The following is a 24,935-nucleotide window of genomic DNA, read 5'->3' as shown; positions in this document are numbered from 1 at the left end:
ACGGCATGTACGGCTGGATCTGGCGGCATCTGCCGGGGAACGCGTGGGTGAAGGCACTGCTCTCGCTCGTGCTGGCGGTGGCCGTGGTCTACGTCCTCTTCCAGTACGTCTTCCCGTGGGCCGAACCGCTGCTTCCCTTCAACGATGTGACGGTGGACAACCAGTGAGTGCGCGCATCCTCGTCGTCGACAACTACGACAGCTTCGTCTTCAACCTGGTCCAGTACCTGTACCAGCTGGGTGCCGAGTGCGAGGTGCTGCGCAACGACGAGGTGTCGACGGCGCACGCCCAGGACGGTTTCGACGGCGTGCTGCTCTCGCCGGGTCCGGGTACGCCGGAGCAGGCCGGGGTCTGCGTCGACATGGTCCGGCACTGCGCGGCGACCGGGGTGCCGGTCTTCGGTGTCTGTCTCGGCATGCAGTCGATGCAGGTGGCGTACGGCGGTGTGGTGGACCGGGCGCCGGAGTTGCTGCACGGCAAGACCTCGCCGGTCGAGCACGGGGGCAAGGGTGTTTTCGCGGGCCTGCCGTCCCCGTTCACGGCGACGCGGTACCACTCGCTGGCGGCGGAGCCGGCGACGGTTCCGGCGGAGCTGGAGGTGACGGCGCGTACGCAGGACGGGATCGTGATGGGCCTGCGCCACCGTGAGCTTCCCGTCGAGGGCGTGCAGTTCCATCCGGAGTCGGTGCTGACCGAGCACGGGCACCGGATGCTGGCCAACTGGCTGGTGGAGTGCGGCGACCAGGGCGCGGTGGCGAGGTCGGCGGGGCTCGCCCCGGTGGTGGGCAGGGCCACGGCGTGACCGCGCTGCGCCCCGAGCGCGAATCCGGCGCGGCCGGTGACCAGGGGGCCTCGTACGGGGATCCCGGTGCGTTCGGGGACGGCTGGTACGAAGGCTACGCGGCCGAGGGCTATGCGGCCGAGGACTACTCCGTCGTGCCCGTGGTGGACGACGAGACGGTGGCGCTGCGGGTCCCGGAGCCGTCGCCGGAGCGAACGGCGGCTGCTCCTCCCGTGGGTGGCGGCCGCGCGGCACGCAGGAAGGCCGCGAAACGGCGTCACGGGCGCCGTGGGGCCTCGCGGGGGCCGTCGGCGGTGTCCGAGTCGGCGGACGCGCCGCAAGCGCCTCTGTCGCGCGTGGAGGCGCGTCGGCAGGCCCGTGCGCGCAAGCCGGGTGCGGCCGTGATCGCGAGCCGGGTGATCGGTGAGCTCTTCATCACGACCGGTGTGCTGATGCTGCTGTTCGTCACGTACCAGTTGTGGTGGACGAACGTGCGGGCGCAGGCGCAGGCGGACAAGGCGGCGAGCAGTCTCCAGGACGACTGGGCGAGCGGCAAGCGCAATCCGGGGAGCTTCGAGCCGGGGCAGGGCTTCGCGCTGCTGCACATTCCCAAGCTGGACGTCGTGGTGCCGATCGCCGAGGGCATCGACAGCAAGAGGGTGCTGGACCGGGGCATGGTCGGGCACTATGCGGAGGGCGCGCTGAAGACGGCGATGCCGGACGCGAAGACGGGCAACTTCGGGCTGGCGGGGCACCGCAACACGCACGGCGAGCCGTTCCGGTACATCAACAAGCTGTCGCCGGGCGATCCGATCGTCGTGGAGACGCAGGACAAGTACTTCGTGTACAAGATGGCTTCGATTCTGCCGGTGACGTCGCCGAGCAACGTCAGTGTCCTGGACCCGGTGCCGAAGCAGTCCGGTTTCAAGGAACCCGGCCGTTACATCACCCTCACCACGTGCACGCCGGAGTTCACGAGCAAGTACCGGATGATCGTCTGGGGCAAGATGGTCGAGGAACGGCCGCGCAGCAAGGGCAAGCCGGATGCGCTCGTCAGTTAAGGGCGGAAGACCAGTGGCAGCGACCACCGACACGGAGTACGAGGAGCATGCCGGCGAGGACGGCCCATCGGGGCCCGCGCCACGCCGGCGTGGGCGGGGCGCCGGGCGCATCGTCGCGCTGACCGTCAGCGTCTTCGGTGAGCTCCTCATCACCGCGGGCCTGGTGCTGGGCCTTTTCGTCGTCTACTCCCTGTGGTGGACGAACGTGATCGCCGACCGGGCGGCGGACAAGCAGGCCGACAAGGTCCGTGACAACTGGGCCCAGGACCGGGTCGGTCCGGAGGGGCCGGGGGCGCTGGACACCAAGGCGGGCATCGGGTTCCTGCACGTACCGGCGATGGGCGACGGCGACATCCTGGTGGAGAAGGGCACGTCGATGAAGGTCCTCAACGACGGCGTGGCCGGCTACTACACGGACCCGGTCGAGTCGGCGCTGCCGACCTCCGGCAAGGAGGGCAACTTCTCCCTGGCGGCGCACCGGGACGGCCACGGCGCCAAGTTCCACAACATTCACAAGATCGAGAAGGGTGACTCGATCGTCTTCGAGACGAAGGACACCTGGTACGTCTACAAGACCTACGCCGTCCTCCCCGAGACCTCGAAGTACAACGTCAAGGTCCTCGACCCGGTCCCCAAGGAGTCCGGCAAGAAGAAGCCCGGCCACTACATCACCCTGACCACGTGCACGCCGGTGTACACGAGCCGGTACCGGTACGTGGTGTGGGGCGAGCTGGTCCGCACGGAGAAGGTGAACGGCGACCGGACACCACCGGCGGAGTTGCGCTGAGAAGCCTGTTCGTTCAGGTCGCTACAAGACGTTCAGTGGTGCACCGGCGCTCCATTCCTCCAGAAGCCCACGGTGTACGGCGGTGATGCCACTCTCCGCGGCGATGTTCTGGGCGTCGCGTGTGAAGGGGCAGGTCGCCACGAACAGGGCGACCTCGGAGCTGTGCAGGACTCTGGCCGCCCCGATGAACTTCTGGACGTCGGGGCTGGTGATGTGGAGGTGAGGCGCGAACCTCTTGCACTGGACGACGAGCGTTCGCCCGTCGGGGGTGAGCGCGGTGATGTCGATGCCTCGGTCCCTGCTGCCACCGCGCACGAGGACGTTGGTGCAACCGTCGCGACGGAGCAGGGCGGCCACGTGCTCCTCGAACTCGCGGCCGTTCATGGCGTCCATGGAGGCCATGACGCCGGCGAGAGGACGGTCCTCTCGCGGGCTTTCCAGCCGTTGCAGCCGGGCGTGATGCTGCCGGAGCCGCTTTTCGATGCGCTGGACGCCTGTGCGGAGGGCGATGAGCTCTCGTTGATGGTCGCTCGACGTTTCGATCAGGGCGTTGAACATCGGTACGACGGTCCTGCCGAGGATGTGGGTGATCCGCTGGTCGATGCGGGCGTCGAGGGCGGAGGTGGCTGTCGGCACCGGGTTTTCCACAGGCTGTGTGCGTGCCAGGTACTCCATGTCCAGGAGGTAGACACGCACCTGGCGTGCGACTTCGCTGTCACGGAGCAGCATGGCGACGTTGAGGACGGAGCGACGCGAATAGAGAGTGAGGCTTGACCGGGGCTGTGGATAACCTCCCGGATAGCGTGACAAGATGTCACGCTTGAATTGTGCCAGCTCAGGGCCTTGGAGTGTCAGCATTCCATTGCTCGACAGCTCCTCACGGTGCCTTGCCTTGAGCTGACGGATGGCTTCAGTGGTGACGCCGAAGTACGTCGCCACCATCGCGGTCGTCACGTGCATGCCGTCCGGCAGCAGGGACAGGGCCTTCACGCGGTCGAGTACGTCGGTGCGTTCGAGAACGCTGCTGCGTAGGGTCGGTGATTCCAGCAGTGCCGTCTCGTTGATCATTGTCATTCCTCCCCTGGGGTGTTGTGGTCAACCAGAGTTAACGAGTCATGACATATGAAGACACGTTCGACGGGGCGGCTCTTCCGGCCCGAGCGGCTCGCCCACCTGGGCGGACTGGCCGTGATGGGCCTCGCCCTGACGCTCCTTCTCGGCCCCGTCGGCGTCATCGTGGCCGCCGTGGTCGGGGCCCTGTGCCTCGGCATGGTCGTCGGAGGCCTGAGCGGCTTCCGGGCCGTCCGTGAGCGCAGGTGGGCAAAGGCCCGTACCTGGCTGTCGCTGGGCGTGGCCTGCGTGTCGACCGGTGTCGGCGGATTCGCGTTCGCCTACCTGACCGGGATCTTCTCCGGTGGCCTGGACGTCGAGGAGGCCTGTGTCCACGGCCACGGGGTCCGTTACGACGACGTCTATCGGGCAGCGCACTGGGAAGAGTTCAGCCGTTGGTTCCCGCTGCACAGCAAGTGCAACGAGGACTTCGACCTTGTTCCCGCCTGGGTCAACCCGGCCATTGTGTTCTTCGCCCTGCTGGCGGCGGTCGGCGTGCTGTGCCTCGCTGCCGCGGTGGTGACTGCTGTGAGAACGAGGCGAGACAGATGAAAAGGGGAGAGCCCCGGTCCCTCCGTTGAGGGGCCGGGGCTCTCGTCCTGCTGGGGTGCGGCGGGGTCAGTCGTTGTCGCGGCCGTTCAGGCCGCCGATGATGCCGCCGCCGTTACCGCCGTTGCCGCCGTTGCCGCCGCCGCCACCCACGACGGTGAGGGTGATTTCCGTGGCGGCCGGGTCGTCGACCTCGGTGCCGGCCGGCGGGTTCTGCGACACCACCACGGCGTTGCCGCTCCCGTCACCGGAGACCTTGATGTTGGTGAATCCGGCCTGCTGCAGGGTCTGCTGGGCCTGCGCCAGCGGGGTGCCGATCGCAATCCCCGGCACCGCGGTCTTCTGGACGGCCTTGCCGATGACGATCGTCACCTTCGAGCCCTTGTCGACCTGCTGGCCCGACTGCGGTGTGGTGGAGATGACCTTGTCGACCTGGTTCGGGTCGTTCGTGGGCTGCTCCGTGCAGACGGCCACGAGGTCGCCGCCGCTCTCCACCTGGGCCTTGGCCTCGTCGCAGGTGCGGCCGACGACATCGGGCACCGTGGCCTTCTCCTCGGCCTTGGCGACCTCCAGGGTCACCGTCGAGCCCTTCTCCAGCTCCTTGCCCGGGTCGGGGTTCTGGCTGAGGACCGTCCCCTCGTCCTGGGACGACTCGGTCTGCTTGGTCTCTACGTCGAAGCCCTTGTCCTCGAGCTGCTTGGTGGCCTCGTCGATGTTCTTGTCGATGACGTTCGGCACGGCGACCTTGGGCGCGCCGGTGGAGACGACGAGGTTGACGGTGGAGTTCTTGTCGACCTCGGTGCCCTGCTTGGGGTCCTGGTCGCAGATGGTGCCCTTCTTCTGGTCCTCGCAGGGCTTTTGCTGGACCGTTCCCAGTTCCAGGTCGGAATTGGTGAGCAGTTTCTCGGCGTCGTCCTGCGTCTGGCCGACCAGGTTGGGTACCGCGACCGTGTCGTTGCCCGGTCCCCCGTCGCCGCTGAACGCGTACTTGCCGATGAGGATCGCGCCGACGAGGACGAGGATGCCCGCGAGGACCAGGAAGATCGTGGAGGTGTTCGACTTGCGGGGCTGCTGGCGGCGGCGGTCGGCGCGGTTGTCGTAGCCGTAGCCGCCGTCGTCCGGGTTCATGGGCGGCAGCATGGTCGTGGCGCCCGCGCCCGCGTCGGAGCGCAGGGCGGTGGTCGGCTGGTCGTCGGGGTAGGCGCCGTAGCCGCCGGCGGCCATGGCGCCCATCGCGGCGGTGGCGGCGACGGGCTGGCCGTCGAGGCAGGCCTCGATGTCGGCCCGCATCTCGTCGGCCGACTGGTAGCGGTAGTCGGGGTCCTTGACCAGCGCCTTCAGCACGATCGCGTCCATCTCGGGCGTGATCTCGGGGTCGAAGACGCTCGGCGCCTGCGGTTCCTCGCGTACGTGCTGGTAGGCGACCGCGACCGGGGAGTCGCCGACGAAGGGCGGGCGCACGGTCAGGAGCTCGTAGAGCAGGCAGCCGGTGGAGTACAGGTCGGAGCGGGCGTCGACCTGCTCGCCCTTGGCCTGCTCCGGGGAGAGGTACTGGGCAGTGCCGATGACGGCGGCGGTCTGCGTCATCGTCATGCCGGAGTCGCCCATGGCGCGGGCGATGCCGAAGTCCATGACCTTGACCTGGCCGTTGCGCGTGAGCATCACGTTGGCCGGCTTGATGTCGCGGTGGACGATGCCGGCCCGGTGGGAGTACTCCAGCGCCTGGAGGATGCCGATGGTCATCTCCAGCGTCCGCTCCGGCAGCAGCTTGCGGCCGGAGTGGAGCAGCTCACGGAGTGTGGAGCCGTCGACGTACTCCATGACGATGTACGGGATCGACACGTTGTCGATGTAGTCCTCGCCCGTGTCGTAGACCGCCACGATCGCGGGATGGTTGAGCGAGGCGGCCGACTGGGCCTCCCGGCGGAACCGGGCCTGGAAGGAAGGGTCGCGCGCGAGGTCTGCGCGCAGTGTCTTCACTGCCACGGTGCGGCCGAGCCGGGTGTCGTGCGCGAGGTAGACCTCCGCCATGCCACCACGGCCGAGCACCTGGCCCAGCTCGTACCGGCCGCCGAGGCGACGCGGCTCTTCCATGGTTACCTACCAGCCCTCTCCGTCGGTCCCGACCGGCATGCTTGTACGGTCGGAGGCTGCCGTCCGGCCTACCGTACCCGGCTCACTCCGGGTGACCTGGCCAAGCCCGATACCCGATACAGGACCGGTATCGCAACGTGCGCCTATGTGAAGGGGACGTGACCGGAGTCACGTCCTGTTCAAGCCTTGGTCACTTCTTGCTCTCCAGAACGGCCTCCATCACGTTCTTCGCGATCGGCGCCGCGAGGCCGCCGCCGGAGATGTCGTCACGGACGGCGTTCTCGTCCTCGATCACCACGGCCACGGCGACGGGCGAGCTGCCGTCCTCGCCCTTGGCGTAGGAGATGAACCAGGCGTAGGGGTTCTCCTTGTTGTCCACGCCGTGCTGTGCGGTGCCGGTCTTGCCGCCTACGGTGACGCCGTCGATCTGTGCGTTGGTTCCGGTGCCGTCCTCGACGACGGTCTCCATCATGTCCTGGAGGATCTGGGCGTTGTCCGCGGAGAGCGGCTTGCTCATCTCCTCGGGGTCTGTCTTCTCGATGGTGTCGAGGTTGGGGGCCTGGAGTTCGTCGACCATGTACGGCTTCATCAGGGTGCCGTTGTTGGCGATGGCCGAGGTGACCATGGCCATCTGGAGCGGGGTCGCGGCGGTGTTGAACTGGCCGATGGAGGAGAGTGCGACCTCGGAGGGCGCCATGTCGTCGGAGAAGACGGAGGCGCTGGAGCGGACGGGGACGAACTGCTCCTCGGTGAAGCCGAACTTCTTGGCCTGCTCCAGCATCTTCTCGTTGCCGAGGTCGGAGCCGATCTTGCCGAAGACGGTGTTGCAGGAGACGCGCAGTGCCTCGCGGAGGGTGGCGTTCTCGCAGGGGAGGTCGCCCTCGTTGTTCAGCGGGGTCGTGGTGCCCGGCATGGTCCAGGGCAGCGGGGAGTCGGTCTCCTCGTCGGCCGAGGTGTACTTGCCGTTCTCCAGGGCCGCCGCCGCGGTGAGCACCTTGAAGGTGGAGCCGGGCGGGTAGACCTCGCGCAGGGCGCGGTTGAGCATCGGATCGTCGGGGTTGTTCTTCTTCTGGAGCTTGTTCCAGGCCTCGCCGGCCGCGTCGTTGCTCCCGGCGATCGTCGTGGGGTCGTACGAGGGGTACGAGGCCATCGAGAGGATCTTGCCGGTGGAGGGTTCGAGCGCGACGACGGCGCCCTTGGCGCCCTGCTTCTTCAGGCCGTCGTAGGCGGCCTTCTGGGCGGCGCTGTTGAGGGTGGTGACGACGTTGCCGCCCTCGCGCTTCCTGCCGGTGATCATGTCGAGGGTGTTGCGGAAGAAGAGCCGGTCGTCGTTGCCGGTGAGGATGCCGTCGTCGATGGCCTCGAGCTGGGTGGCGCCGTAGGCCTGGGAGACGTAGCCGGTGACGGGCGCCCACATGGCGCCGTCCCTGTAGGTGCGCTTGTACTTGAAGTCGCCCTCGGTGGTGGCGTGGCCGGTGATGGCCTTGCCGTCGACGATGATGTCGCCGCGGGGGCTGGCGTACCGCTCGATGGCGACGCGGCGGTTGTGCTCGTCCTCCTTGAGCTCGTCGGCCTGGACGTACTGGAGCCAGTTGTCGCGGATGAGCAGGGTGAGGACGAGGAGGCCGCAGAAGATCGCGATGCGGCGCAGCGGCTTGTTCACGTGCGGACCACCTGGGTCATCTCGGCGTCGGGGTTGGCGGGCGCCGCGGGTGCGGGCCTGCGTGCCGTGTCGCTGATGCGCAGCAGGATGCCGATCAGTGCCCAGTTGGCGATGACGGAGGAGCCTCCGTAGGCCAGGAAGGGCATCGTCATGCCGGTGAGCGGGATGAGGCCCATGACACCGCCGGCGACGACGAAGACCTGGAGGGCGAAGGCGCCGGAGAGGCCGATGGCGAGGAGCTTGCCGAAGGGGTCGCGGGCGGCGAGGGCGGTGCGCACGCCGCGCTCGACGATCAGGGCGTAGAGCAGGAGCAGTGCCATGAGGCCGGCGAGGCCGAGTTCCTCGCCGAAGGTGGCGAGGATGAAGTCGGAGTTGGCGGCGAAGCGGATCAGTTCGGAGTGGCCCTGGCCCCAGCCGGTGCCGAGGGTGCCGCCGGAGCCGAAGGCCCACAGGGCCTGCATGGCCTGCTCGGAGTGGCCGACCTGGTTGGCCCGGGAGAGCGTGAACTCCTTCATCGGGTCGAGCCAGGCGTCGACGCGCTGCTGGATGTGGGGTTCGAAGCTGGCCACGCCGACGGCGCCGACGGCGGACATCAGCAGACCGAAGACGATCCAGCTGGTCCGCTCGGTGGCGACGTACAGCATGATCACGAACATGCCGAAGAAGAGCAGTGAGGTGCCGAGGTCGGTCTCGAAGACGAGGATGAGGATCGAGACCATCCAGACGACCAGGATGGGGCCGAGGTCGCGGCCGCGGGGCAGGTAGAGGCCCATGAAGCGGCGGCTGGCGAGGGCGAGCGCGTCGCGTTTCACCATGAGGTAGCCGGCGAAGAAGATCGCCAGGACGATCTTGGCGAATTCACCGGGCTGGATGGAGAAGGAGCCGACCTGGATCCAGATCTTGGCGCCGTAGATGTTCTTGCCGAGGCCCGGCACCAGGGGGAGCAGCAGCAGGAACAGCGCGCCGACCATGGAGATGTAGGTGTAGCGCTGCAGGACGCGGTGGTCCTTGAGGAAGATCATCACGGCGACGAACAGCGCGATGCCCATCGCGGTGTACATCAGCTGGCGGGGTGCGGCGGTGCCGGCCTGCTTGATGCTCTGGAGGAGTTCGGACTGGTCGAGGCGCCAGATGGCGACGAGTCCGAGTCCGTTGAGCAGGGTGGCCAGGGGCAGCAGCAGCGGGTCGGCGTACGGGGCGAACTTGCGCACGACGAGGTGGCCGACGCCGGCCAGGAGGCCGAGGCCGAGGCCGTAGCTCAGCAGGCCGGCGGGCACCTCGTCGTTGATGGCCAGGCCCACGTTGGCGTAGGCGAAGACCGGGATGAGGACGGCGAACACGAGCAGAGCCAGCTCGGTGTTGCGCCGGCTCGGGGCGCCGATGGCGCCGATCGTGGACGTGTGGTGCGTCGGCGAGTTGGTAGAACTGCTCATCGTGTGACAGGGCCTCTCACGGCTTGCCTACTGCTTACCGCACAGCGAGACGACCTTCTGCTCTTCCTCCGAGAGGGTCGGGCCGGAGCCGGGGGCGGGTGCGGTCGTGGACGGGGACTCGGACGATTCGGATGCCTGCGGCGGTCCCGACTCGCTCGGTGACGCGTTCGGTGTCGGTGAGGCCTTGGACGTGAAGGAGGCGGGAGTGGTTCCGGTGGTGCCTCCGGCCTCGCCCTCGCCCGTCTTCGCGTTCTTCTCGCTCTCGGCGGTGCGTCGTTCGGCCTGCTTCTGGCAGGCGGAGGCCTGGATCGCGAGTTCCTCGATCTTCGCGCGGGCGTCGTTGAGGTCGCTCTCGGGGATGGTGGCCTCGACCAGTTTCTGCTGGTAGGGCGGCAGGTACTTGAGTTCGATCTCGGGGTGGTCCTTCTGGACCTTCGAGAGGGAGACCCAGGCGAGGTCCTGGCTGATGCCCCGGTAGAGCGCGAGGTGGTCGTCCTTGGTGCCGACGTAGTACTGGGTCTGGGTCCAGCGCCAGCCGCCGTACATGCCGCCGCCGACGACGGCGAGGGCGAGCACGGTGTAGAAGGATCTCTTCAGCCACTTGCGGTTCTTGCGGGGTTTGACGAAGTCGTCGTCGCCGTAGGCGTCGAAGCCGTCGGCCGGGATGTAGCCGGTGGTGTCGCCGCTGCCGGGAGGGCCGAACTCGCCGCCTCCGCCACGCTGACCGCCCTGGCGGCCGAGGCCGGCGGCGCGGCCGGCCGGGGTCTGCATGATGCCGTTGTCGCCGAACTGGGCCTGGTTCTCGGCGACGGCGCCGACCACGACCGGGGTGTCGGACAGCTGGGCGGCGAGGGTGTCGCCGGTGTCGAGGTCGAGGACGTCGGCGACGATGACGGTGATGTTGTCGGGGCCGCCGCCGCGCAGGGCGAGCTGGATCAGCTCCTGCACGGTCTCCTGGGGGCCCTGGTAGCTGGCGAGGGTGTCCTCCATCGTCTGGTGGGAGACGACGCCGGACAGTCCGTCGGAGCAGATCAGGTAGCGGTCGCCGGCCCGGACCTCGCGGATGGACAGGTCGGGTTCGACGTGGTCGCCGCTGCCGAGGGCGCGCATCAGCAGGGAGCGCTGCGGGTGGGTGCCCGCCTCCTCCTCGGTGATGCGTCCCTCGTCGACGAGGCGCTGCACCCAGGTGTGGTCCTGCGTGATCTGGGTCAGCACGCCGTCGCGCAGGAGGTAGGCGCGGGAGTCGCCGACGTGGACCAGGCCGAGGCGCTGGCCGGTCCAGAGCAGGGCGGTGAGGGTGGTGCCCATGCCTTCGAGGGCGGGGTCCTCCTCGACCATCTGCCGCAGCTGGTCGTTGGCGCGCTGCACGGCGGTGCCGAGGGAGGTGAGGATGTCGGAGCCGGGCACGTCGTCGTCGAGGGCGACGATGGTGGAGATCACCTCGGAGGAGGCGACCTCACCGGCGGCCTGGCCGCCCATGCCGTCGGCGATGGCGAGCAGCCGGGGGCCGGCGTAACCGGAGTCCTCGTTGCCCTCCCGGATCATGCCCTTGTGGGATCCGGCGGCGAAGCGCAGTGACAGACTCATGCCCACCTCGCCCGTCGGCTGCTCCGGGTACAGCCGGTCGTGTCGAGCCACACTGCCCACCCTCCGGTCGGGAGCGCGCCGGGGCCCGGGGTGCCGGCTGCCGCTGCGTGCTCGCTCCGCTCGCGCTCATTCATTGGTGTAGCACTACTTCCGCAGCTCGATGACGGTCTTGCCGATGCGGATCGGCGCACCCGGGCCAATCGGTGTGGGGGTCGTCAGCCGGGACCGGTCCAGGTAGGTGCCGTTGGTGGAGCCCAGGTCCTCGACGATCCACTGGCCGTTCTGGTCCGGGTAGATCCTGGCATGGCGGCTGGAGGCGTAGTCGTCGTCCAGCACGATGGTGCTGTCGTGTGCCCGGCCGAGCGTGATGGTCTGGCCCTGGAGGGCAACGGTGGTGCCGGCGAGGGTGCCCTCCGTGACGACCAGTTTGGTGGGGGCGCCGCGACGGCCCCGGCCGCCGCTCGCCTGCTGGCGCTGCGGTGGCGGCGCCTGGCCCTGGCGGGCGGCCTGCTGCGGTCGGGCGGCGTCGCGCCGCGCGCCGCGCTGGGTGACCCGTGTGCCGAACAGGTCACTGCGGATGACCTGCACGGCCACGATCACGAACAGCCACAGAACGGCTAGGAAACCCAGCCGCATGACCGTGAGGGTCAGCTCTGACATTGCCCCCGGATCACCCTTCGGCTTGCCTGTAGATAACGGTGGTGCTGCCCACGACGATCCGCGAGCCGTCGCGGAGCGTAGCGCGGGTGGTGTGCTGCCCGTCCACCACGATGCCGTTGGTGGAGCCGAGATCCTGGATCGTCGAGGGCGTTCCGGTCCGGATCTCGCAGTGCCGGCGGGAGACGCCGGGGTCGTCGATCCGCACGTCGGCCTCGGTGCTGCGTCCGAGGACGAGGGTCGCGCGGGAGATCTGGTGGCGGGTGCCGTTGATCTCGATCCAGTGGCGGGTGCGTCCGCCGGCCGCCGGTGCGGCGGGGGGCTGCTGGCCGCCCGCGGGCTGCGGGTAGCCGTAACCGCCGGGGCGGCCGCCTGGCGGCGGCGCGGCCGGCATGGGCGGGGCGCCCGCAGGGCCGCCGGCCGGCGGATAGCCGTAGCCGCCGCCCGGGCCGCCGGGTCCGCCCGGCCGCCCGGTGGGGGCGGGGGGTGCGGCGGGGCCCGCTCCGGCCTGGTGGCTGCTGGAGGAGGCGAGCGTACGGCTGCGCACGCGGTACAGGCCGGTGTCGAGGTCGTCCGCCTTCTCCAGGTGGACCTTGATCGGTCCCATGAAGGTGTAGCGCTGCTGCTTGGCGTAGTCGCGGACCATGCCGGCGAGCTCGTCGCCGAGCTGGCCGGAGTAGGGGCTGAGACGCTCGAAGTCGGGCGTGCTCAGCTCCACGATGAAGTCATTGGGTACGACGGTGCGGTCGCGGTTCCAGATGGTCGCGTTGTTGTCGCATTCGCGCTGGAGCGCTCCCGCGATCTCCACGGGCTGCACCTCGGACTTGAACACCTTCGCGAAGGTGCCGTTGACCAGACCTTCGAGACGCTGCTCGAACTTCTTCAGGACTCCCATGGGGCACCTCCTCCGTCGCTGCCGTCCTGTCCACTGCCTTGCGTACTGATCACCCGCGCACTGCCTACTTGGTACTGCTTACTGATCGTATCCACGCGCCGGTCGATCGGCTGGTTCCCCCTGTCGGCCCGGTCGACAGGTGTCGACGCCTCTCGGAGTTCCCGCTGGAGCTCCGCTTCGAACTCTTCGGGCTCTTCTTGCCCAGGATCGTAGAGCCGGCCGCAGACCAGTGTCCCGCACCGGGCTGTGGACCCGTACCGGCTCCTGGGCGGACGGGCGGGACCGGTACGAGGTTGATACGTGAACGGGTGGGTGCCGGCAGGAGTGCCCGTGGGCGGGCGGGGCGGCCCGTTCCCCCGCCCTGCCCCGCCTGGAAAGGGATGTGAACCCACCGGTTCCACCGTGCTAATGTTCTCGTGTCGGAAGGCGCCGGGCCGCAAGGAACGGGGCCGGAGGACACACCCAATGCGCGGGTGGCGGAATAGGCAGACGCGCTGGATTCAGGTTCCAGTGCCCGCAAGGGCGTGGGGGTTCAACTCCCCCCTCGCGCACCAGCCGAAAGCCCCCCAGGTCTCCGGACCTGGGGGGCTTTCGCATGCTCGGGTACGGGGGGATGGGGGACGGGGCGCTGTGAGGAAGATCTCAGGGCGCGGCGCGGGATGTCACTCCCGGTGCCACAGGGCGGGGACGTGGGGCGGCTCCCAGCCCGTCATCGAGGTGTGCGCCTGGAGGCAGCGGTAGGTGCCGCCGCCGTACGTCACCCGGTCGCCGGCGGTGTAGGCGCGGCCGGTCGCCCAGGTGCCGCCCGGCGGGTCGGTGGGCGGGTCGGTCGGGTCCGGGCCCGGGCCGCCGTCCACGTCCAGGACGAAGTCGAAGGTGGCCTCCTTGCGGCCGCCGGCGTCGCGGACGTTCATCAGCAGCGCCGGGTCGAAGAGCGCGTCCGTGCTGTTGCGGGGCTCGCCGGGGAAGTACAGCTGGGTGGTCAGCACGGGTTCGCCGGGCGCCTGCGCCTTGACGTGGATGTGCCGGGTACGGCCCGGGTAGAGGCCGGGCACGATCGTCTGCAGGGTGAACGCGCCGGTGGCGTCGGTGAACTGGTGGCCGCGGAAGGTGTAGCCGGCCATGTCGTAGGCGCCGGCGTTGTCGGCCTGCCAGAAGTCGAGGAGCACGCCGGACAGCGGGACGCAGTCGCGGCCGAAGACGTAGCCGCCGACGGTCAGCCGGGTACCGGCGGTGCCGGGTGTCACCAGGTTGGTGCGCAGTGGGGAGTTCGGCTTGAAGTAGGGGCCCTCCATCTGGTCCGGCGTCGGGTCGTCGCCGTCGTCGCAGAAGGGGGTCGGCGTCAGGGCCTGGCCGGAGGAGGAGCGGGCGGCGTCCCGGGCGAGCGCGATGGAGCCGGTGGCGAGCAGCGGGACGGCGGCGCCGGCGGCGACGGCGGCCCTGAGCAGCGTCTTGCGGCTGATGCCGCGGTCGCCGGCGGCGCCGGGGCCGGGTTCGTCGGGGGTGGCGGGGGTGGTGGGGGCGTCGGAGGTCATGGCGGTTCCTCGGTCTCCTCGGTGGGGGTGGTCCCTGGGGAAGAAGGACGGGACGTACGGCATCCGGGACGTCGGGGACAAGGGGCGCGCCCGCCGGCGCGGGGCAGGCTGTTGTCTTTGCTCCGGCGGGCGCGCTCCGTGGTGATCGCTGGAAACCGTAGGTGCGGCGGTGGGGGCGCGGGCACCTCCTGTTTCGCCCTCTGCCCGGTGTTATGCGCGTCGCAGGGCGGGGTCGTGCAGGGGCGTTCGTGTACGGGCGCATCCCCGGGGGTACGGTCGTGGCGCGCCGGCACCGGTGCCGGTGCCGACGGACGGGTGCGCTGCGGCTACGGGGCACGGTTCCGGGACGAGTACGGGGAGGGCGGTCGGTATGGCCGAGGCGACGACGGGGACGGATGCGGGCACGGACGTGAGGACGCGTACGGCGGCCGACGCGGCGGGTACGGCGGGGGGTGCGCGGGTGCCGGTCGTGCCGGGGTTCGCGCGGTGGCCCGTGGGTGGCTCGCCCAAGGCGGACGGCAAGGCGCTGCGCACGCGGGTTCCGCGCTCCGCGCACGCCGCCCTCGACCTGGACGCGGCCCGGCCGGACGCGGTGAGCGCGGTCGAGGAGTCCAACCGGGGCCGGATACCCGGGCTCGCCCCGATCCGGGCCGGCCGGATGGCGGCCACGCCGTTCGCGTTCCTGCGCGGGTCGGCGGGCCTGATGGCGTACGACCTGGCGCGCACACCGATGACGGGGATCACCGCCCAGATCTGCGGCGACGCGCACGCCGCCAACTTCGGGCTCTACGGGGACGCCCGCGGCGGTCTGGTCATCGACCTCAACGACTTCGACGAGACCGTCCACGGCCCCTGGGAGTGGGACCTCAAGCGGCTCGCCGCCTCGATCGTCCTCGCGGGCCGGGAGGCCGGCGCCGACGAGGACACCTGCCGCGAGGCCGCCCACGACGCGGCGGGCGCCTACCGGCGCACCATGCGGCTGCTGTCCCGGCTCCCCGCGCTGGACGCCTGGAACGCCATCGCGGACGAGGAGCTCGTCTCCCACACCGACGCCCACGACCTGCTCGGCACGCTGGAGCGGGTGGGGGAGAAGGCACGGGCCAACACCAGTGGGCGCTTCGCGGCCAAGTCGACCGAGGTCACCGGGGACGGCGGGCGGCGCTTCGTCGACGCCCCGCCGGTGCTGCGGCGCGTCCCGGCCGAGGAGGCGGCGGCGGTCGCGGCCTCCCTCGAGCAGTATCTGGCCACGCTCTCCGAGGACCGGCTGCCGCTGCTGGCCCGGTACGCGGTGCACGACGTCGCCTTCCGGGTCGTCGGCACCGGCAGCGTGGGCACGCGGTCGTACGTCGTGCTGCTCCTGGACCACCGCGGTGAACCGCTCGTGCTCCAGGTGAAGGAGGCCCGGCCCTCCGCGCTGGTGCCGCATCTGACGACCGCCGGCTTCGACGTCCCCGAGGCCGGGCACGAGGGGCACCGGGTGGTCATGGGGCAGAAGCGGATGCAGGTGGTCAGCGACATCCTGCTGGGCTGGACCTCGGTCGACGGGCGGCCGTTCCAGGTGCGGCAGTTCCGCAACCGCAAGGGCAGCGTCGATCCCGCCGCCCTGGCCGCCGACCAGATGGACGACTACGGCCGGATGACCGGTGCCCTGCTGGCCCGCGCCCACGCGCACAGCGCCGACCCGAGGCTGATCGCCGGTTACTGCGGCAAGAACGACGAGCTGGACGAGGCGGTGGCCGCCTTCGCCGTCGCCTACGCCGACCGCACGGAGGCCGACCACGCCGAGCTGGTCGCCGCGGTGCGGGCGGGGCGGGTCGCGGCGGAGCTGGGGGTGTGAGGACGGGCCGGAAACGGAGGGGGCGGTCCCGCCCGCCCGCAGGGCCTAGGCTGGTCGGGTGACGACGCCGGAAGCTGAGCCCGAGCAGGGGGGTGCGCCGCGTCCCGAGGAACGGCTGGAACAGGCCGTACGGGCCGCCGAGCAGGCACTCATCGAGTACGAGATCGCGCTGGAGACCTTCCGTGTGGAGGTCGAGAACTTCTCCCGGCTGCACGAACAGCGGCTCGGCCCGGTGTACGCGCGGCTCGAGGAGCTGGAGGCGCAGATCCTGGAGGCCAGGGCGGCCCGCACCGGTGACGCCGAGGACCGGCGCCGGGCCGACGAGGCGCGGGCCCGGCTGATGCCGATCCCCGGCGTCGAGGAGCTGCTGAACGGCTGGATGGACGGCGACGGGCTGTTCCCCGAGGCCACGGCGATGCTCACGGACCAGGCGGTGCGGCCCCCGCAGCGGGTGCGGCCCGGCGAGGAGGCCCGGCGGCTCTACCGCGAGCTGGCCCGCAAGGCCCACCCCGACCTGGCGCAGGAGGAGGCCGAGCGGGTCCGGCGCGAGGAGTTCATCACCCGCGTCAACGCCGCCTACGCCCGTGGTGACGAGGCCCAGCTGCGGGAGCTGGCCGAGGAGTGGGCCGCGGGTCCGGTGCCCGAGCGGCGCCCGAGCCGCGGTGAGGAGCTGTACGCCCGACTCGAATGGCTCGACCGGCGCAAGGAGATGCTCACGCTGCTCGCCAAGGAGCTGGAGGACAGCGCGATCGGTGCCATGCTGCGGCTGGCCCCGGACGATCCCGACCGTCTCCTGGAGGAGATCGCCGAGCAGCTGGCGACCCAGGTGCGGGAGCGGGAGGCGGAGCTGGCCGCGCTCGGGGAGAGCTGAGCGGGCCGGTGGCTCGGGTAGCGTCTGGGGCATGAGTTTTGGAGCTGGTGTGCCCACGGTCGGGATCACGGATCTCAAGGACGGCGACTTCCTGCTGGACGTCCGTGAGGACGACGAGTGGCAGGCGGGCCATGCCGCCGGGGCGCTGCACATTCCCATCAGCGAGTTCGTGGCCCGGTACGGTGAGCTGACCGAGGCCGCGCCGCAGGACGGCCGGGTCCACGTGATCTGCCGCTCCGGCGGGCGCTCGGCCCAGGTCACCATGTACCTGGTCCAGCAGGGCGTGGACGCCGTGAACGTCGACGGCGGCATGCAGGTGTGGGCCGCGGCCGGCCGTCCCGTGGTGGACGCCAAGGGTGAGCCGGGACACGTTCTGTAGGCCGTTGCCGGGGCGTCGCCGGGTCGTCGCCGGGCCGTCGCCGGGCCGGTCACCGCGGGTACCTGGCGGCGCGGGGCGGCGGATGTGGTGACGGCCACGTTGCGGTCGGTCCGTCGGGGCTGTGCGGGCGGGCGGTCCTGAGTACCGTTCGCGTTCGAGCGCTGCCGAGCAGCCGCACGGGGCCGCGCAGGCGTCCCGGGGGGCGGGGCGGACGGAACGACGGATCGGGACCGGAACGGGGCGGGATGGACGCGTACGACACAGGCTCGGACGCCCGGCAGGGGCGGGACGAGCGGGAGGGCCCGGCCGGGGCGGCGGGGCCAAGGAGCCCGGAGAGCCCGGAGAAGGCTGCCGAAGAGGCGGGGGCGGCCCCCGAGCCCCGTACCGGCGTCGCCGCGCTCTCGACGCGTTACCAGGTCGGCGCCGTGGCCGCGCTCGCGGCCGTCGCGGTCGCCGTCTGCGCCCACATAGGCCTGGTGTTCCTGCACGTGGCCCCGTCGAACACCCTCACCAAGCAGCACGGTGACGCGGTGGGCGAGTGGGTCTACCCCGAGTTCGAACAGAACTGGAAGCTCTTCGCGCCCAACCCGCTCCAGCAGAACATCTCCGTACAGGTCCGCGCCGAGGTGAGCACGGCGGACGGGGCGATACGGACGACCGGCTGGTACGACCTGTCCGCCGAGGACGGCCGGGCCATCGACGGCAACCCGCTGCCGAGCCACACCCAGCAGAACGAACTCCGCCGGGCCTGGGACTTCTTCCTCGCCACCCACGACTCCGAAGACCGCCCGGTGGGCCTGCGGGGCACGCTCTCCGAGACCTATCTGCGGCGCATAGCCGTCCTGCGCCTGGACCGCAACGATGCCGCCGGACCGGACGGCGTCGTCGAGCGCGTCCAGTACCGGTCCCGTACCACCAACGTGAAGCCACCCTCCTGGAGCGGCGAGAAGGTCTCCGACCGGGCGACCTACCGCGAGCTGCCCTGGTGGTCGGTGTCCGCCCGCCCGTCGGAAGGGGACGCCGCGTGAACGGCATCGCCCGCTCGGTCTCCCGCGGCCTCGCCCGCGTCACCGGCGCCGCGCTCGGCCCGTACCAGACCGCCGTGATCCGCATCGGGTTCAGCGCCACCTGGCTGCTCTTCCTGCTGCGCGAGCTGCCCCACCGCCACGAGCTGTACGGCCCGGACAGCCCCTGGAGCCACGACCTCGCCGAGCAGCTGATCGCCGACAACGGCGCCTTCACGGCGCTGATGTGGTCGGACGGGCGGGCCTGGTTCGAGATCGTCTACGCGCTGGCCGTCCTGAGCAGCGTGCTGCTCCTGCTCGGCTGGCGCACCCGCACCATGTCCGTGCTCTTCATGGTCGGCGTGCTCTCGCTGCAGAACCGCAGCATCTTCATGGGGGACGGCGGCGACAACGTCCTGCACATCATGAGCATCTACCTGGTCCTCACCCGCTGCGGCCAGGTCTGGTCCCTGGACGCGCGCCGGGCGCGGCGTACGGGGGAGGCACGCGCGCGCGGGGAGCGTGTCGTGGACCGGGCCGGGCCGGTGCTGTGGTGCGTGCTCGGCTTCGGGCTGCTCACGGTGACACTGGCGGGCGGGATGGACGGCGCCTGGTTCATTCCGGCGCTGCTGTGGGCCGTGTGGGTCGCGCAGGGTCTGTGGTGGGCCGTGGGGCGCAGCACGAAGAGTGCCGAGCCGCGGATCCTGCTCGACGTGGTCACCAACATCGTGCACAACGGCGCCCTGGTCGTGATCATGGCCGAGGCATGCCTGATCTACGCGACCGCCGGCTGGTACAAGATCCAGGGCTCGCGCTGGCAGGACGGCACCGCGGTCTACTACCCGCTGCACCTGGACTACTTCTCGCCCTGGCCCGCCCTCTCCGACGCGCTGGCCGCCAACGGCACGATGGTCATGCTCATCACGTACGGCACGGTCGCCGTGCAGGTCGCGTTCCCGTTCACGCTGTTCAACCGGCGGGTGAAGAACGTGCTGCTGGCCGCCATGATCACCGAGCACGCGGTGATCGCCCTGGTGCTCGGGCTGCCGTTCTTCTCCCTGGCGATGATCGCCGCCGACGCGGTCTTCCTGCCGACCTCGTTCCTGCGTCGCCTGGGGAACGGGGCGGCACGCGCGCGGGGGCGCCTGCTGAGCCGACTGCCGGGCCGGCTGTCGGGCCGACTGTCGGCCGGGCGCGGAGACGGTCGTGCGGCGTCGCTGCCCGGGCCCCGTGCTCCGGAGGACACAGCAGAGGACACAGAGGACACAGAGGGCACAGAAGCCTCGTCAGGGGACACAAGGGTCACAGGGGACACAGGGGCCATCAAGGGTACGCACGTAGGCTTCCGGGCATGACCGACCCCGACCCGTTGGCCGCCTGGCGCCGGCACGCCGGACCGTGCGTGCTCCTCGACGGCTTCCACGCCCTGAAGCACGCGCTGCGTTTCGGCGCCGAGGTCCCGGTGGCCGTCACCGCCGACCGCGCGGGCGCCCTGGCCCTCGCCGACGATTTGGCGCCGGACGTACGGGACGCCCTGGACGGTCTGCTGGCCGAGGTGCCGCACGAGGCGTACGCGTCCCTCGTCGCCCGGCCGCATCCCACCGCGGTGGCCGCCCTGGCCGTACGGCCCTCACGCGCCGCCAACCTGCGGGCGCTGGCGCGCACACCCCGGCGTACGCCCGTCGTGGTCCTCGACCAGCCGCGCAACCTCGGCAACGCGGGGGCGGTGATCCGGCTGGCCGCCGGCTTCGGGGCGACCGGCGTGGTCACCACGGGCACGCTCGACCCGTGGCACCCCACGGTGGTGCGCGGCGGGGCGGGGCTGCACTTCGCGACCGCCGTGGAGCGGCTGGAGGTGGCGGAGCTGCCGCCGGGGCCGGTGTTCGCGCTGGACCCGGAGGGCGAGGACATCCGCGGGCTGAAGCTGCCGGACGACGCGCTGCTCGCGTTCGGTTCCGAGCGCAGCGGGCTGTCGCCGGAGCTGCGCGCGCGTGCCGACCATCTGGTGGCGCTGCCGATGCGCCCCCAGGTCTCCAGCTACAACCTCGCGACCAGTGTGGCCATGACGCTGTACCACTGGAGCGCCGGCGGGGGCGCACCACACGCCTCCTAGGCCTGCCGGCGGACCTCCACCACCCGGAAGCGGTTGGCGACGAACGCGCCGTCGCACAGGGCCGCGTTGGCCGCCGGGTTGCCGCCGGAGCCGTGGAAGTCGGAGAAGGCGGCCGTCTGGTTGACGTACACCCCGCCGGTGAGGTTGAGGGAGAGCTGGGCCGCCTCGTCCAGGCAGACCTCCTGCACGGCCTGCTCGACCTCCGGGTCGGTCGTGTACGCGCCGACGGTCATCGCGCCCTTCTCCCGGATGCTGCGGCGCAGCAGCTCCGCGGCGTGGGTGGCGGAGTCGACGGCGACGGCGAAGGAGACGGGGCCGAAGCACTCGCTGGTGTAGGCGGCCTCGTCGTCCGGCTTGGCGCCGTCCAGCTTGACGATCACCGGGGTGCGCACCACCGCGTCCGGGAAGTCCGGGTTGGTCACCTCGCGGGAGGCCAGGGCGACCTCGCCGAGGCCCGCGGCGGCCTCCAGGCGGGCCTTGACGTCGGGGTTGACGATGGCGCCGAGCAGGGCGTTCGCGCGCGCGTCGTCTCCGAGGAGGCCGTCGACCGCCCGCGCCAGGTCGGCCGTCACCTCGTCGTAGGACTTGGCGCCCTGGTCGGTGCGGATGCCGTCGCGGGAGATCAGCAGGTTCTGCGGGGTGGTGCACATCTGGCCGCTGTAGAGGGAGAGGGAGAAGGCCAGGTTGGCGAGCATGCCCCGGTAGTCGTCGGTGGAGTCGATGATCACCGTGTTGACGCCGGCCTTCTCGGTGAAGACCTGTGCCTGGCGGGCGTTGGCCTCCAGCCAGTCGCCGAAGGAGGTCGAGCCGGTGTAGTCGATGATCCGGATCTCGGGGCGGGTCGCCAGGGTCTTGGCGATGCCCTCGCCGGGGCGCTCGGCGGCCAGCGCGACCAGGTTCGGGTCGAAGCCCGCCTCCGTGAGGACGTCGCGGGCGACCTGCACGGTGAGGGCGAGCGGCAGCACCGCACGCGGGTGGGGCTTGACCAGGACCGCGTTGCCGGTGGCGAGGGAGGCGAACAGGCCCGGGTAGCCGTTCCACGTCGGGAAGGTGTTGCAGCCGATGACGAGGCCGATGCCGCGCGGGACCGGCGTGAACTGCTTGGTCAGGGCGAGCGGATCGCGCTTGCCCTGCGGCTTGGTCCACTCCGCCGTGTCGGGGGTGCGGGACTGTTCCACGTACGCGTAGGCCACCGCCTCCAGGCCGCGGTCCTGCGCGTGCGGGCCACCCGCCTGGAAGGCCATCATGAAGGCCTGTCCGGAGGTGTGCATGACCGCCTGGGCGAACTCCATCGTGCGGTCGGCGATCCGCCGGAGGATCTCCAGGCAGACCATCGCGCGCAGCTCCGCGCCCGCGTCCCGCCACGCCTTCTGGCCGGCCTTCATGGCGGGCAGCAGCACGTCGAGGTCCGCGTGCGGGTACTCCACGCCCAGCTCGACGCCGTACGGGGAGATCTCGCCGCCGACCCAGTCGTCGGTGCCGGGCTGGCCGAGGTCGAGGCGGGTGCCGAGCAGGGCGTCGAAGGCGGCCTTGCCCGACGCCGTGTCCAGACTGCCGTTCTCGCCGTAGGCCTTGGGGTGCTCGGGGTGGGGGGACCAGTACGCGCGCGTACGGATCGTTTCCAGCGCCAGGTCCAGGGTCGGCCGGTGCTGGGCGATCAGCTGGTGTGCGGTGAGTTCGGCGGCCATGCGGACCAACTCCTCGTCTCTCCCGAACTCGCCGTCGACTCTCCGTCGAGTTCGTGGACCTGGGGGAAGCCTGGGCAGGAACAGGCGGACACGGCTAGAGTAACCGAACGATCGGTCGGGACAAGGGGGACCGCCGCATCTGTGGAAAACCCCGTGCGGGAGGATCGCGCACATGACAGCACTCGACCTCAGCAGCCCCGTGGCCGTCGTCGGCACCGGCACCATGGGCCAGGGCATCGCCCAGGTGGCGCTGGTCGCGGGCCATCCCGTACGGCTGTACGACGCCGTCCCCGGGCGGGCCCGGGACGCGGCCGACGCGATCGGCGAACGCCTCGACCGGCTCGTGGAGAAGGAACGGCTCACCGGCGCCGAGCGGGACGCGGCCCGTGCCCGGCTGAAGCCCGCCGAGGCCCTCACCGGGCTCGCCGACTGCGCGCTGGTCGTCGAGGCCGTCCTGGAGCGGCTGGACGTCAAGCAGGAGCTGTTCCGCGCGCTGGAGGACGTCGTCGGCGACGACTGCCTGCTCGCCACCAACACCTCCTCCCTGTCCGTCACGGCCATCGGCGGCGCGCTCCGCGTCCCCGGCCGCTTCGTCGGCCTGCACTTCTTCAACCCGGCGCCGCTGCTGCCGCTGGTGGAGGTGGTCTCCGGGTTCGCCACCGACGCCGCGTCTGCCACGCGCGCGTACGAGACGGCCCGCGCCTGGGGCAAGACCCCGGTCGCCTGCGCCGACACCCCCGGCTTCGTCGTCAACCGCGTCGCCCGGCCCTTCTACGCCGAGGCGTTCGCGGTGTACGAGGCGCAGGCCGCCGACCCCGCGACCGTCGACGCCGTGCTGCGCGAGTCGGGCGGCTTCCGGATGGGCGCCTTCGAGCTGACCGACCTCATCGGGCAGGACGTCAACGAGTCCGTCACGCACTCCGTGTGGCAGTCCTTCTTCCAGGACGTGCGCTTCACGCCGTCGCTCGCCCAGCGCCGCCTGGTCGAGTCCGGCCGGCTCGGGCGCAAGAACGGGCAGGGCTGGTACGACCACCGGGAGGGCGCCGAACGCCCCGCGCCGCACACCGCCGAACCGGCCGACCGGCCCCCGTACGTGGTCGTCGAGGGCGACCTGGGACCGGCCGAGGAGCTGGTCGCGCTGATCCGCGAGGCGGGCATCGAGGTCCGCGAGGAGGACGGCGGCAACGGGTCGCTCGTCCTGCCCGGCGGCGGCCGGCTCCTGCTCACCGAGGGGCAGACCTCGACCGAGCTCGGCGACGTTGTCCAGTTCGACCTCGCCCTCGACTACCGGCGGGCCACCCGCATCGCCCTCGCCCCCTCCGGGACCGCCGCGCCCCGCACCCTCGCCGAGGCCACCGGCCTCTTCCAGGCGCTCGGCAAGAAGGTCAGCGTCGTCGGCGACGTGCCCGGCATGATCGTGGCGCGGACGGTCGCGCGGATCGTCGACCTGGCGTACGACGCGGCGGCCAGGGGCGTGGCCTCCGAGGCCGACATCGACACCGCGATGCGCCTCGGCGTGAACTACCCGCTCGGCCCCTTCGAGTGGGGCCGCGCCCTGGGGCTCGACCGGGTGTACGACCTGCTGGGCGAGCTGCATCTGCGCGAACCCACGGGCCGTTACGCCCCGTCCCTCGCGCTCCACCACCACGTGCACACCGCCGACGCAGGGGAGGGCACCCCCTCATGACCACCGCCAAGCGGGACACGTACACCCCGGAGACCCTGCTCTCCGTCGCCGTGCAGGTCTTCATCGAGCGCGGCTACGACGGCACCTCCATGGAGCACCTCTCCAAGGCGGCCGGGATCTCCAAGTCGTCCATATACCACCACGTCACGGGCAAGGAGGAGCTGCTGCGCCGGGCCGTGAGCCGGGCCCTGGACGAGCTCTTCGGGATCCTCGACGAGGAGCACGCGCGCGTGGGGACCGCCGCCGAGCGGCTGGAGTACGTCGTGCGGCGGATGGTCGAGGTGCTCATGGCCGAGCTGCCCTACGTGACGCTGCTGCTGCGGGTGCGCGGCAACACCGACACCGAGCGGTGGGCGCTGGAACGGCGGCGCGAGTTCGACCACCGGGTCGCCGACCTGCTGAGGGCCGCGGCGGCCGAGGGTGACGTGCGCGCGGACGTGGAGGTGCGGCTCGCGACCCGGCTGGTCTTCGGCATGATCAACTCGATCGTCGAGTGGTACCGGCCGGAGGGGCCCGACGGCGCCGCCGGCCGGGGCGGTGCGGGTGAGCGCGAGGTGGTCGACGCGGTGGCGCGGCTGGTGTTCGGAGGGCTGCGCAAGGCCTCCTGAGCGCTTGGTGAGCCGCGGGGCGGCCGAGCCGGTCAGCTCTGCGGTTCGAGGTCCTCGGTCTCGAACACCAGCAGGGTGCGTGTGCTGAGCACCTCCGGGATGGCCTGGAGGCGGGTGAGCACCAGCTCGCGCAGGGCCCGGTTGTCGGGGGTGTGCACCAGGAGCAGAACGTCGAAGTCGCCGCCCACCAGGGCGATGTGCGAGGCGCCGGGCAGCTGCCTGAGCTGGGCGCGGACGGTGCGCCAGGAGTTCTGGACGATCTTCAGGGTGATGTACGCCGAGGTGCCGTGCCCGGCGCGTTCGTGGTCGACGCGGGCGCCGAAGCCCCGGATGACGCCGTCCTCGACGAGCCGGTTGATGCGGGCGTAGGCGTTCGCGCGCGAGACGTGCACCCGTTCGGCGACCGAGCGTATGGAGGCGCGGCCGTCGGCCTGGAGCATGCGCAGGATGTCCTGGTCTATGGCATCCAGCGGGCGCGGCGGCGGGGTGCCGGTGTCCTCGGGACCGTCGGCGTCGTCCGGGCGCTCGGCCATTTGTTCAGATGCCATGTCCCCCCGCCTCCCTGCCATGGACGTACTGCGTCCATCTCAGGCTGT

Annotated in this window: 23 protein-coding genes and 1 tRNA gene; 14 read left to right on the top strand and 10 right to left on the bottom strand. The window is 71.0% G+C overall.

Translation table 11 applies throughout. The annotated features are described in order from the left end of the window. Nucleotides 1-5 precede the first annotated feature (5 nt). From ACIGO6_RS14445 to ACIGO6_RS14430, 4 genes are read left to right on the top strand one after another with little or no spacing between them, the layout of a single operon-like run. Nucleotides 6-167 (top strand): hypothetical protein, encoded by a 162-nt coding sequence (locus tag ACIGO6_RS14445; RefSeq protein WP_043382636.1) that lies wholly within the window; start codon nt 6-8, stop codon nt 165-167. Continuing rightward, the gene (locus ACIGO6_RS14440) at nt 164-802 is read left to right on the top strand and encodes an aminodeoxychorismate/anthranilate synthase component II (RefSeq protein WP_399875455.1); all 639 of its coding nucleotides are present in this window, start codon (nt 164-166) and stop codon (nt 800-802) included. The genes ACIGO6_RS14445 and ACIGO6_RS14440 overlap by 4 nt, the downstream gene beginning before the upstream one ends. Next, complete coding sequence (locus tag ACIGO6_RS14435; protein ID WP_399875453.1) at nt 799-1,842, top strand: class E sortase; 1,044 nt, start codon at nt 799-801, stop codon at nt 1,840-1,842. The genes ACIGO6_RS14440 and ACIGO6_RS14435 overlap by 4 nt, the downstream gene beginning before the upstream one ends. 13 nt (nt 1,843-1,855) lie before the next feature. Further along, the gene (locus tag ACIGO6_RS14430; RefSeq protein ID WP_399875451.1) at nt 1,856-2,629 is read left to right on the top strand and encodes a class E sortase; all 774 of its coding nucleotides are present in this window, start codon (nt 1,856-1,858) and stop codon (nt 2,627-2,629) included. 21 nt (nt 2,630-2,650) lie between these two features. On the opposite strand, the gene ACIGO6_RS14425 is transcribed toward ACIGO6_RS14430, so the two are convergent. Beyond that, nucleotides 2,651-3,697 carry a restriction endonuclease gene (locus ACIGO6_RS14425; protein WP_399875449.1) on the bottom strand — a complete coding sequence of 349 codons (1,047 nt, stop codon included), beginning with the start codon at nt 3,695-3,697 and terminating at the stop codon, nt 2,651-2,653. 54 nt (nt 3,698-3,751) lie between these two features. Here ACIGO6_RS14425 and ACIGO6_RS14420 point away from each other — a divergent pair, with 54 nt between their 5' ends. Further along, on the top strand, nt 3,752-4,291 hold the full coding sequence (locus ACIGO6_RS14420; protein WP_399875447.1) for a hypothetical protein: 540 nt from the start codon (nt 3,752-3,754) through the stop codon (nt 4,289-4,291). 66 nt (nt 4,292-4,357) lie between these two features. On the opposite strand, the gene pknB is transcribed toward ACIGO6_RS14420, so the two are convergent. From pknB to fhaA, 6 genes are all read right to left on the bottom strand, one after another. After that, nucleotides 4,358-6,382, bottom strand: coding sequence for a Stk1 family PASTA domain-containing Ser/Thr kinase (gene pknB, locus ACIGO6_RS14415; protein ID WP_399875445.1), 2,025 nt, complete (start codon nt 6,380-6,382; stop codon nt 4,358-4,360). 190 nt (nt 6,383-6,572) lie between these two features. Beyond that, complete coding sequence (locus ACIGO6_RS14410) at nt 6,573-8,045, bottom strand: peptidoglycan D,D-transpeptidase FtsI family protein (protein ID WP_399875443.1); 1,473 nt, start codon at nt 8,043-8,045, stop codon at nt 6,573-6,575. Beyond that, the gene (locus ACIGO6_RS14405; RefSeq protein ID WP_399875441.1) at nt 8,042-9,478 is read right to left on the bottom strand and encodes an FtsW/RodA/SpoVE family cell cycle protein; all 1,437 of its coding nucleotides are present in this window, start codon (nt 9,476-9,478) and stop codon (nt 8,042-8,044) included. The genes ACIGO6_RS14410 and ACIGO6_RS14405 overlap by 4 nt, the downstream gene beginning before the upstream one ends. A gap of 27 nt (nt 9,479-9,505) precedes the next feature. Further along, a complete protein-coding gene (locus ACIGO6_RS14400; RefSeq protein ID WP_399875854.1) occupies nt 9,506-11,065 on the bottom strand; it encodes a Stp1/IreP family PP2C-type Ser/Thr phosphatase in 1,560 nt (519 codons plus the stop codon). Nucleotides 11,066-11,209: 144 nt separating this feature from the next. Next, the gene (fhaB, locus tag ACIGO6_RS14395) at nt 11,210-11,725 is read right to left on the bottom strand and encodes an antibiotic biosynthesis regulator FhaB (RefSeq protein WP_399875440.1); all 516 of its coding nucleotides are present in this window, start codon (nt 11,723-11,725) and stop codon (nt 11,210-11,212) included. Between the two features lie 10 nt (nt 11,726-11,735). Next, on the bottom strand, nt 11,736-12,617 hold the full coding sequence (fhaA, locus tag ACIGO6_RS14390; RefSeq protein ID WP_399875437.1) for an antibiotic biosynthesis regulator FhaA: 882 nt from the start codon (nt 12,615-12,617) through the stop codon (nt 11,736-11,738). Between the two features lie 467 nt (nt 12,618-13,084). Between fhaA and ACIGO6_RS14385 the strand changes: the two genes are divergently transcribed. Continuing rightward, nucleotides 13,085-13,171, top strand: a tRNA-Leu gene (locus ACIGO6_RS14385). A 108-nt stretch (nt 13,172-13,279) separates the two neighbouring features. Here the strand turns inward: ACIGO6_RS14385 and ACIGO6_RS14380 are convergent. Continuing rightward, nucleotides 13,280-14,152: a carbohydrate-binding protein gene (locus ACIGO6_RS14380; protein WP_399875436.1), complete on the bottom strand. Its 873-nt coding sequence runs from the start codon at nt 14,150-14,152 to the stop codon at nt 13,280-13,282. 370 nt (nt 14,153-14,522) lie between these two features. Between ACIGO6_RS14380 and ACIGO6_RS14375 the strand changes: the two genes are divergently transcribed. From ACIGO6_RS14375 to ACIGO6_RS14350, 6 genes are all read left to right on the top strand, one after another. Continuing rightward, nucleotides 14,523-15,989: a DUF2252 domain-containing protein gene (locus tag ACIGO6_RS14375; RefSeq protein WP_399875435.1), complete on the top strand. Its 1,467-nt coding sequence runs from the start codon at nt 14,523-14,525 to the stop codon at nt 15,987-15,989. Between the two features lie 58 nt (nt 15,990-16,047). Further along, nucleotides 16,048-16,860 (top strand): hypothetical protein, encoded by an 813-nt coding sequence (locus ACIGO6_RS14370; protein ID WP_399875433.1) that lies wholly within the window; start codon nt 16,048-16,050, stop codon nt 16,858-16,860. A 49-nt stretch (nt 16,861-16,909) separates the two neighbouring features. After that, complete coding sequence (locus tag ACIGO6_RS14365; protein WP_399875852.1) at nt 16,910-17,239, top strand: rhodanese-like domain-containing protein; 330 nt, start codon at nt 16,910-16,912, stop codon at nt 17,237-17,239. Between the two features lie 245 nt (nt 17,240-17,484). After that, nucleotides 17,485-18,267 (top strand): DUF5819 family protein, encoded by a 783-nt coding sequence (locus ACIGO6_RS14360; protein WP_399875431.1) that lies wholly within the window; start codon nt 17,485-17,487, stop codon nt 18,265-18,267. After that, nucleotides 18,264-19,598, top strand: coding sequence for an HTTM domain-containing protein (locus ACIGO6_RS14355; protein ID WP_399875429.1), 1,335 nt, complete (start codon nt 18,264-18,266; stop codon nt 19,596-19,598). Before ACIGO6_RS14360 ends, ACIGO6_RS14355 begins: the two co-directional genes overlap by 4 nt. Beyond that, on the top strand, nt 19,595-20,356 hold the full coding sequence (locus ACIGO6_RS14350) for a TrmH family RNA methyltransferase (protein ID WP_399875427.1): 762 nt from the start codon (nt 19,595-19,597) through the stop codon (nt 20,354-20,356). Before ACIGO6_RS14355 ends, ACIGO6_RS14350 begins: the two co-directional genes overlap by 4 nt. Here the strand turns inward: ACIGO6_RS14350 and paaN are convergent. After that, a complete protein-coding gene (gene paaN / locus ACIGO6_RS14345; protein ID WP_399875425.1) occupies nt 20,353-22,044 on the bottom strand; it encodes a phenylacetic acid degradation protein PaaN in 1,692 nt (563 codons plus the stop codon). The two genes, ACIGO6_RS14350 and paaN, sit on opposite strands and share 4 nt — an antisense overlap. A 172-nt stretch (nt 22,045-22,216) precedes the next feature. Here paaN and ACIGO6_RS14340 point away from each other — a divergent pair, with 172 nt between their 5' ends. Both ACIGO6_RS14340 and ACIGO6_RS14335 read left to right on the top strand, forming a co-directional pair. After that, nucleotides 22,217-23,731 (top strand): 3-hydroxyacyl-CoA dehydrogenase, encoded by a 1,515-nt coding sequence (locus ACIGO6_RS14340; RefSeq protein ID WP_399875424.1) that lies wholly within the window; start codon nt 22,217-22,219, stop codon nt 23,729-23,731. Beyond that, the gene (locus tag ACIGO6_RS14335) at nt 23,728-24,339 is read left to right on the top strand and encodes a TetR/AcrR family transcriptional regulator (RefSeq protein WP_399875422.1); all 612 of its coding nucleotides are present in this window, start codon (nt 23,728-23,730) and stop codon (nt 24,337-24,339) included. Before ACIGO6_RS14340 ends, ACIGO6_RS14335 begins: the two co-directional genes overlap by 4 nt. 32 nt (nt 24,340-24,371) lie before the next feature. Here the strand turns inward: ACIGO6_RS14335 and ACIGO6_RS14330 are convergent, their stop codons facing one another. Beyond that, nucleotides 24,372-24,887 (bottom strand): Lrp/AsnC family transcriptional regulator, encoded by a 516-nt coding sequence (locus tag ACIGO6_RS14330; RefSeq protein ID WP_399875420.1) that lies wholly within the window; start codon nt 24,885-24,887, stop codon nt 24,372-24,374. Nucleotides 24,888-24,935: the final 48 nt, after the last annotated feature.

The organism is Streptomyces sp. NPDC053750, assembly GCF_044544295.1.
GTDB lineage: Bacteria > Actinomycetota > Actinomycetes > Streptomycetales > Streptomycetaceae > Streptomyces.
This window is presented reverse-complemented; position numbering and strand designations above follow the sequence as displayed.

Coding starts and splice junctions, on each gene's coding strand:
- ACIGO6_RS14330 (WP_399875420.1), bottom strand. CDS start 24,887: ATGGCATCTGAACAAATGGCCGAGCGCCCGGACGACGCCGACGGTCCC.
- ACIGO6_RS14335 (WP_399875422.1), top strand. CDS start 23,728: ATGACCACCGCCAAGCGGGACACGTACACCCCGGAGACCCTGCTCTCC.
- ACIGO6_RS14350 (WP_399875427.1), top strand. CDS start 19,595: ATGACCGACCCCGACCCGTTGGCCGCCTGGCGCCGGCACGCCGGACCG.
- ACIGO6_RS14405 (WP_399875441.1), bottom strand. CDS start 9,478: ATGAGCAGTTCTACCAACTCGCCGACGCACCACACGTCCACGATCGGC.
- ACIGO6_RS14380 (WP_399875436.1), bottom strand. CDS start 14,152: ATGACCTCCGACGCCCCCACCACCCCCGCCACCCCCGACGAACCCGGC.
- ACIGO6_RS14445 (WP_043382636.1), top strand. CDS start 6: ATGTACGGCTGGATCTGGCGGCATCTGCCGGGGAACGCGTGGGTGAAG.
- ACIGO6_RS14425 (WP_399875449.1), bottom strand. CDS start 3,697: ATGATCAACGAGACGGCACTGCTGGAATCACCGACCCTACGCAGCAGC.
- ACIGO6_RS14375 (WP_399875435.1), top strand. CDS start 14,523: ATGGCCGAGGCGACGACGGGGACGGATGCGGGCACGGACGTGAGGACG.
- ACIGO6_RS14340 (WP_399875424.1), top strand. CDS start 22,217: ATGACAGCACTCGACCTCAGCAGCCCCGTGGCCGTCGTCGGCACCGGC.
- ACIGO6_RS14400 (WP_399875854.1), bottom strand. CDS start 11,065: ATGAGTCTGTCACTGCGCTTCGCCGCCGGATCCCACAAGGGCATGATC.
- ACIGO6_RS14360 (WP_399875431.1), top strand. CDS start 17,485: ATGGACGCGTACGACACAGGCTCGGACGCCCGGCAGGGGCGGGACGAG.
- fhaA (WP_399875437.1), bottom strand. CDS start 12,617: ATGGGAGTCCTGAAGAAGTTCGAGCAGCGTCTCGAAGGTCTGGTCAAC.
- pknB (WP_399875445.1), bottom strand. CDS start 6,382: ATGGAAGAGCCGCGTCGCCTCGGCGGCCGGTACGAGCTGGGCCAGGTG.
- paaN (WP_399875425.1), bottom strand. CDS start 22,044: ATGGCCGCCGAACTCACCGCACACCAGCTGATCGCCCAGCACCGGCCG.
- fhaB (WP_399875440.1), bottom strand. CDS start 11,725: ATGTCAGAGCTGACCCTCACGGTCATGCGGCTGGGTTTCCTAGCCGTT.
- ACIGO6_RS14420 (WP_399875447.1), top strand. CDS start 3,752: ATGAAGACACGTTCGACGGGGCGGCTCTTCCGGCCCGAGCGGCTCGCC.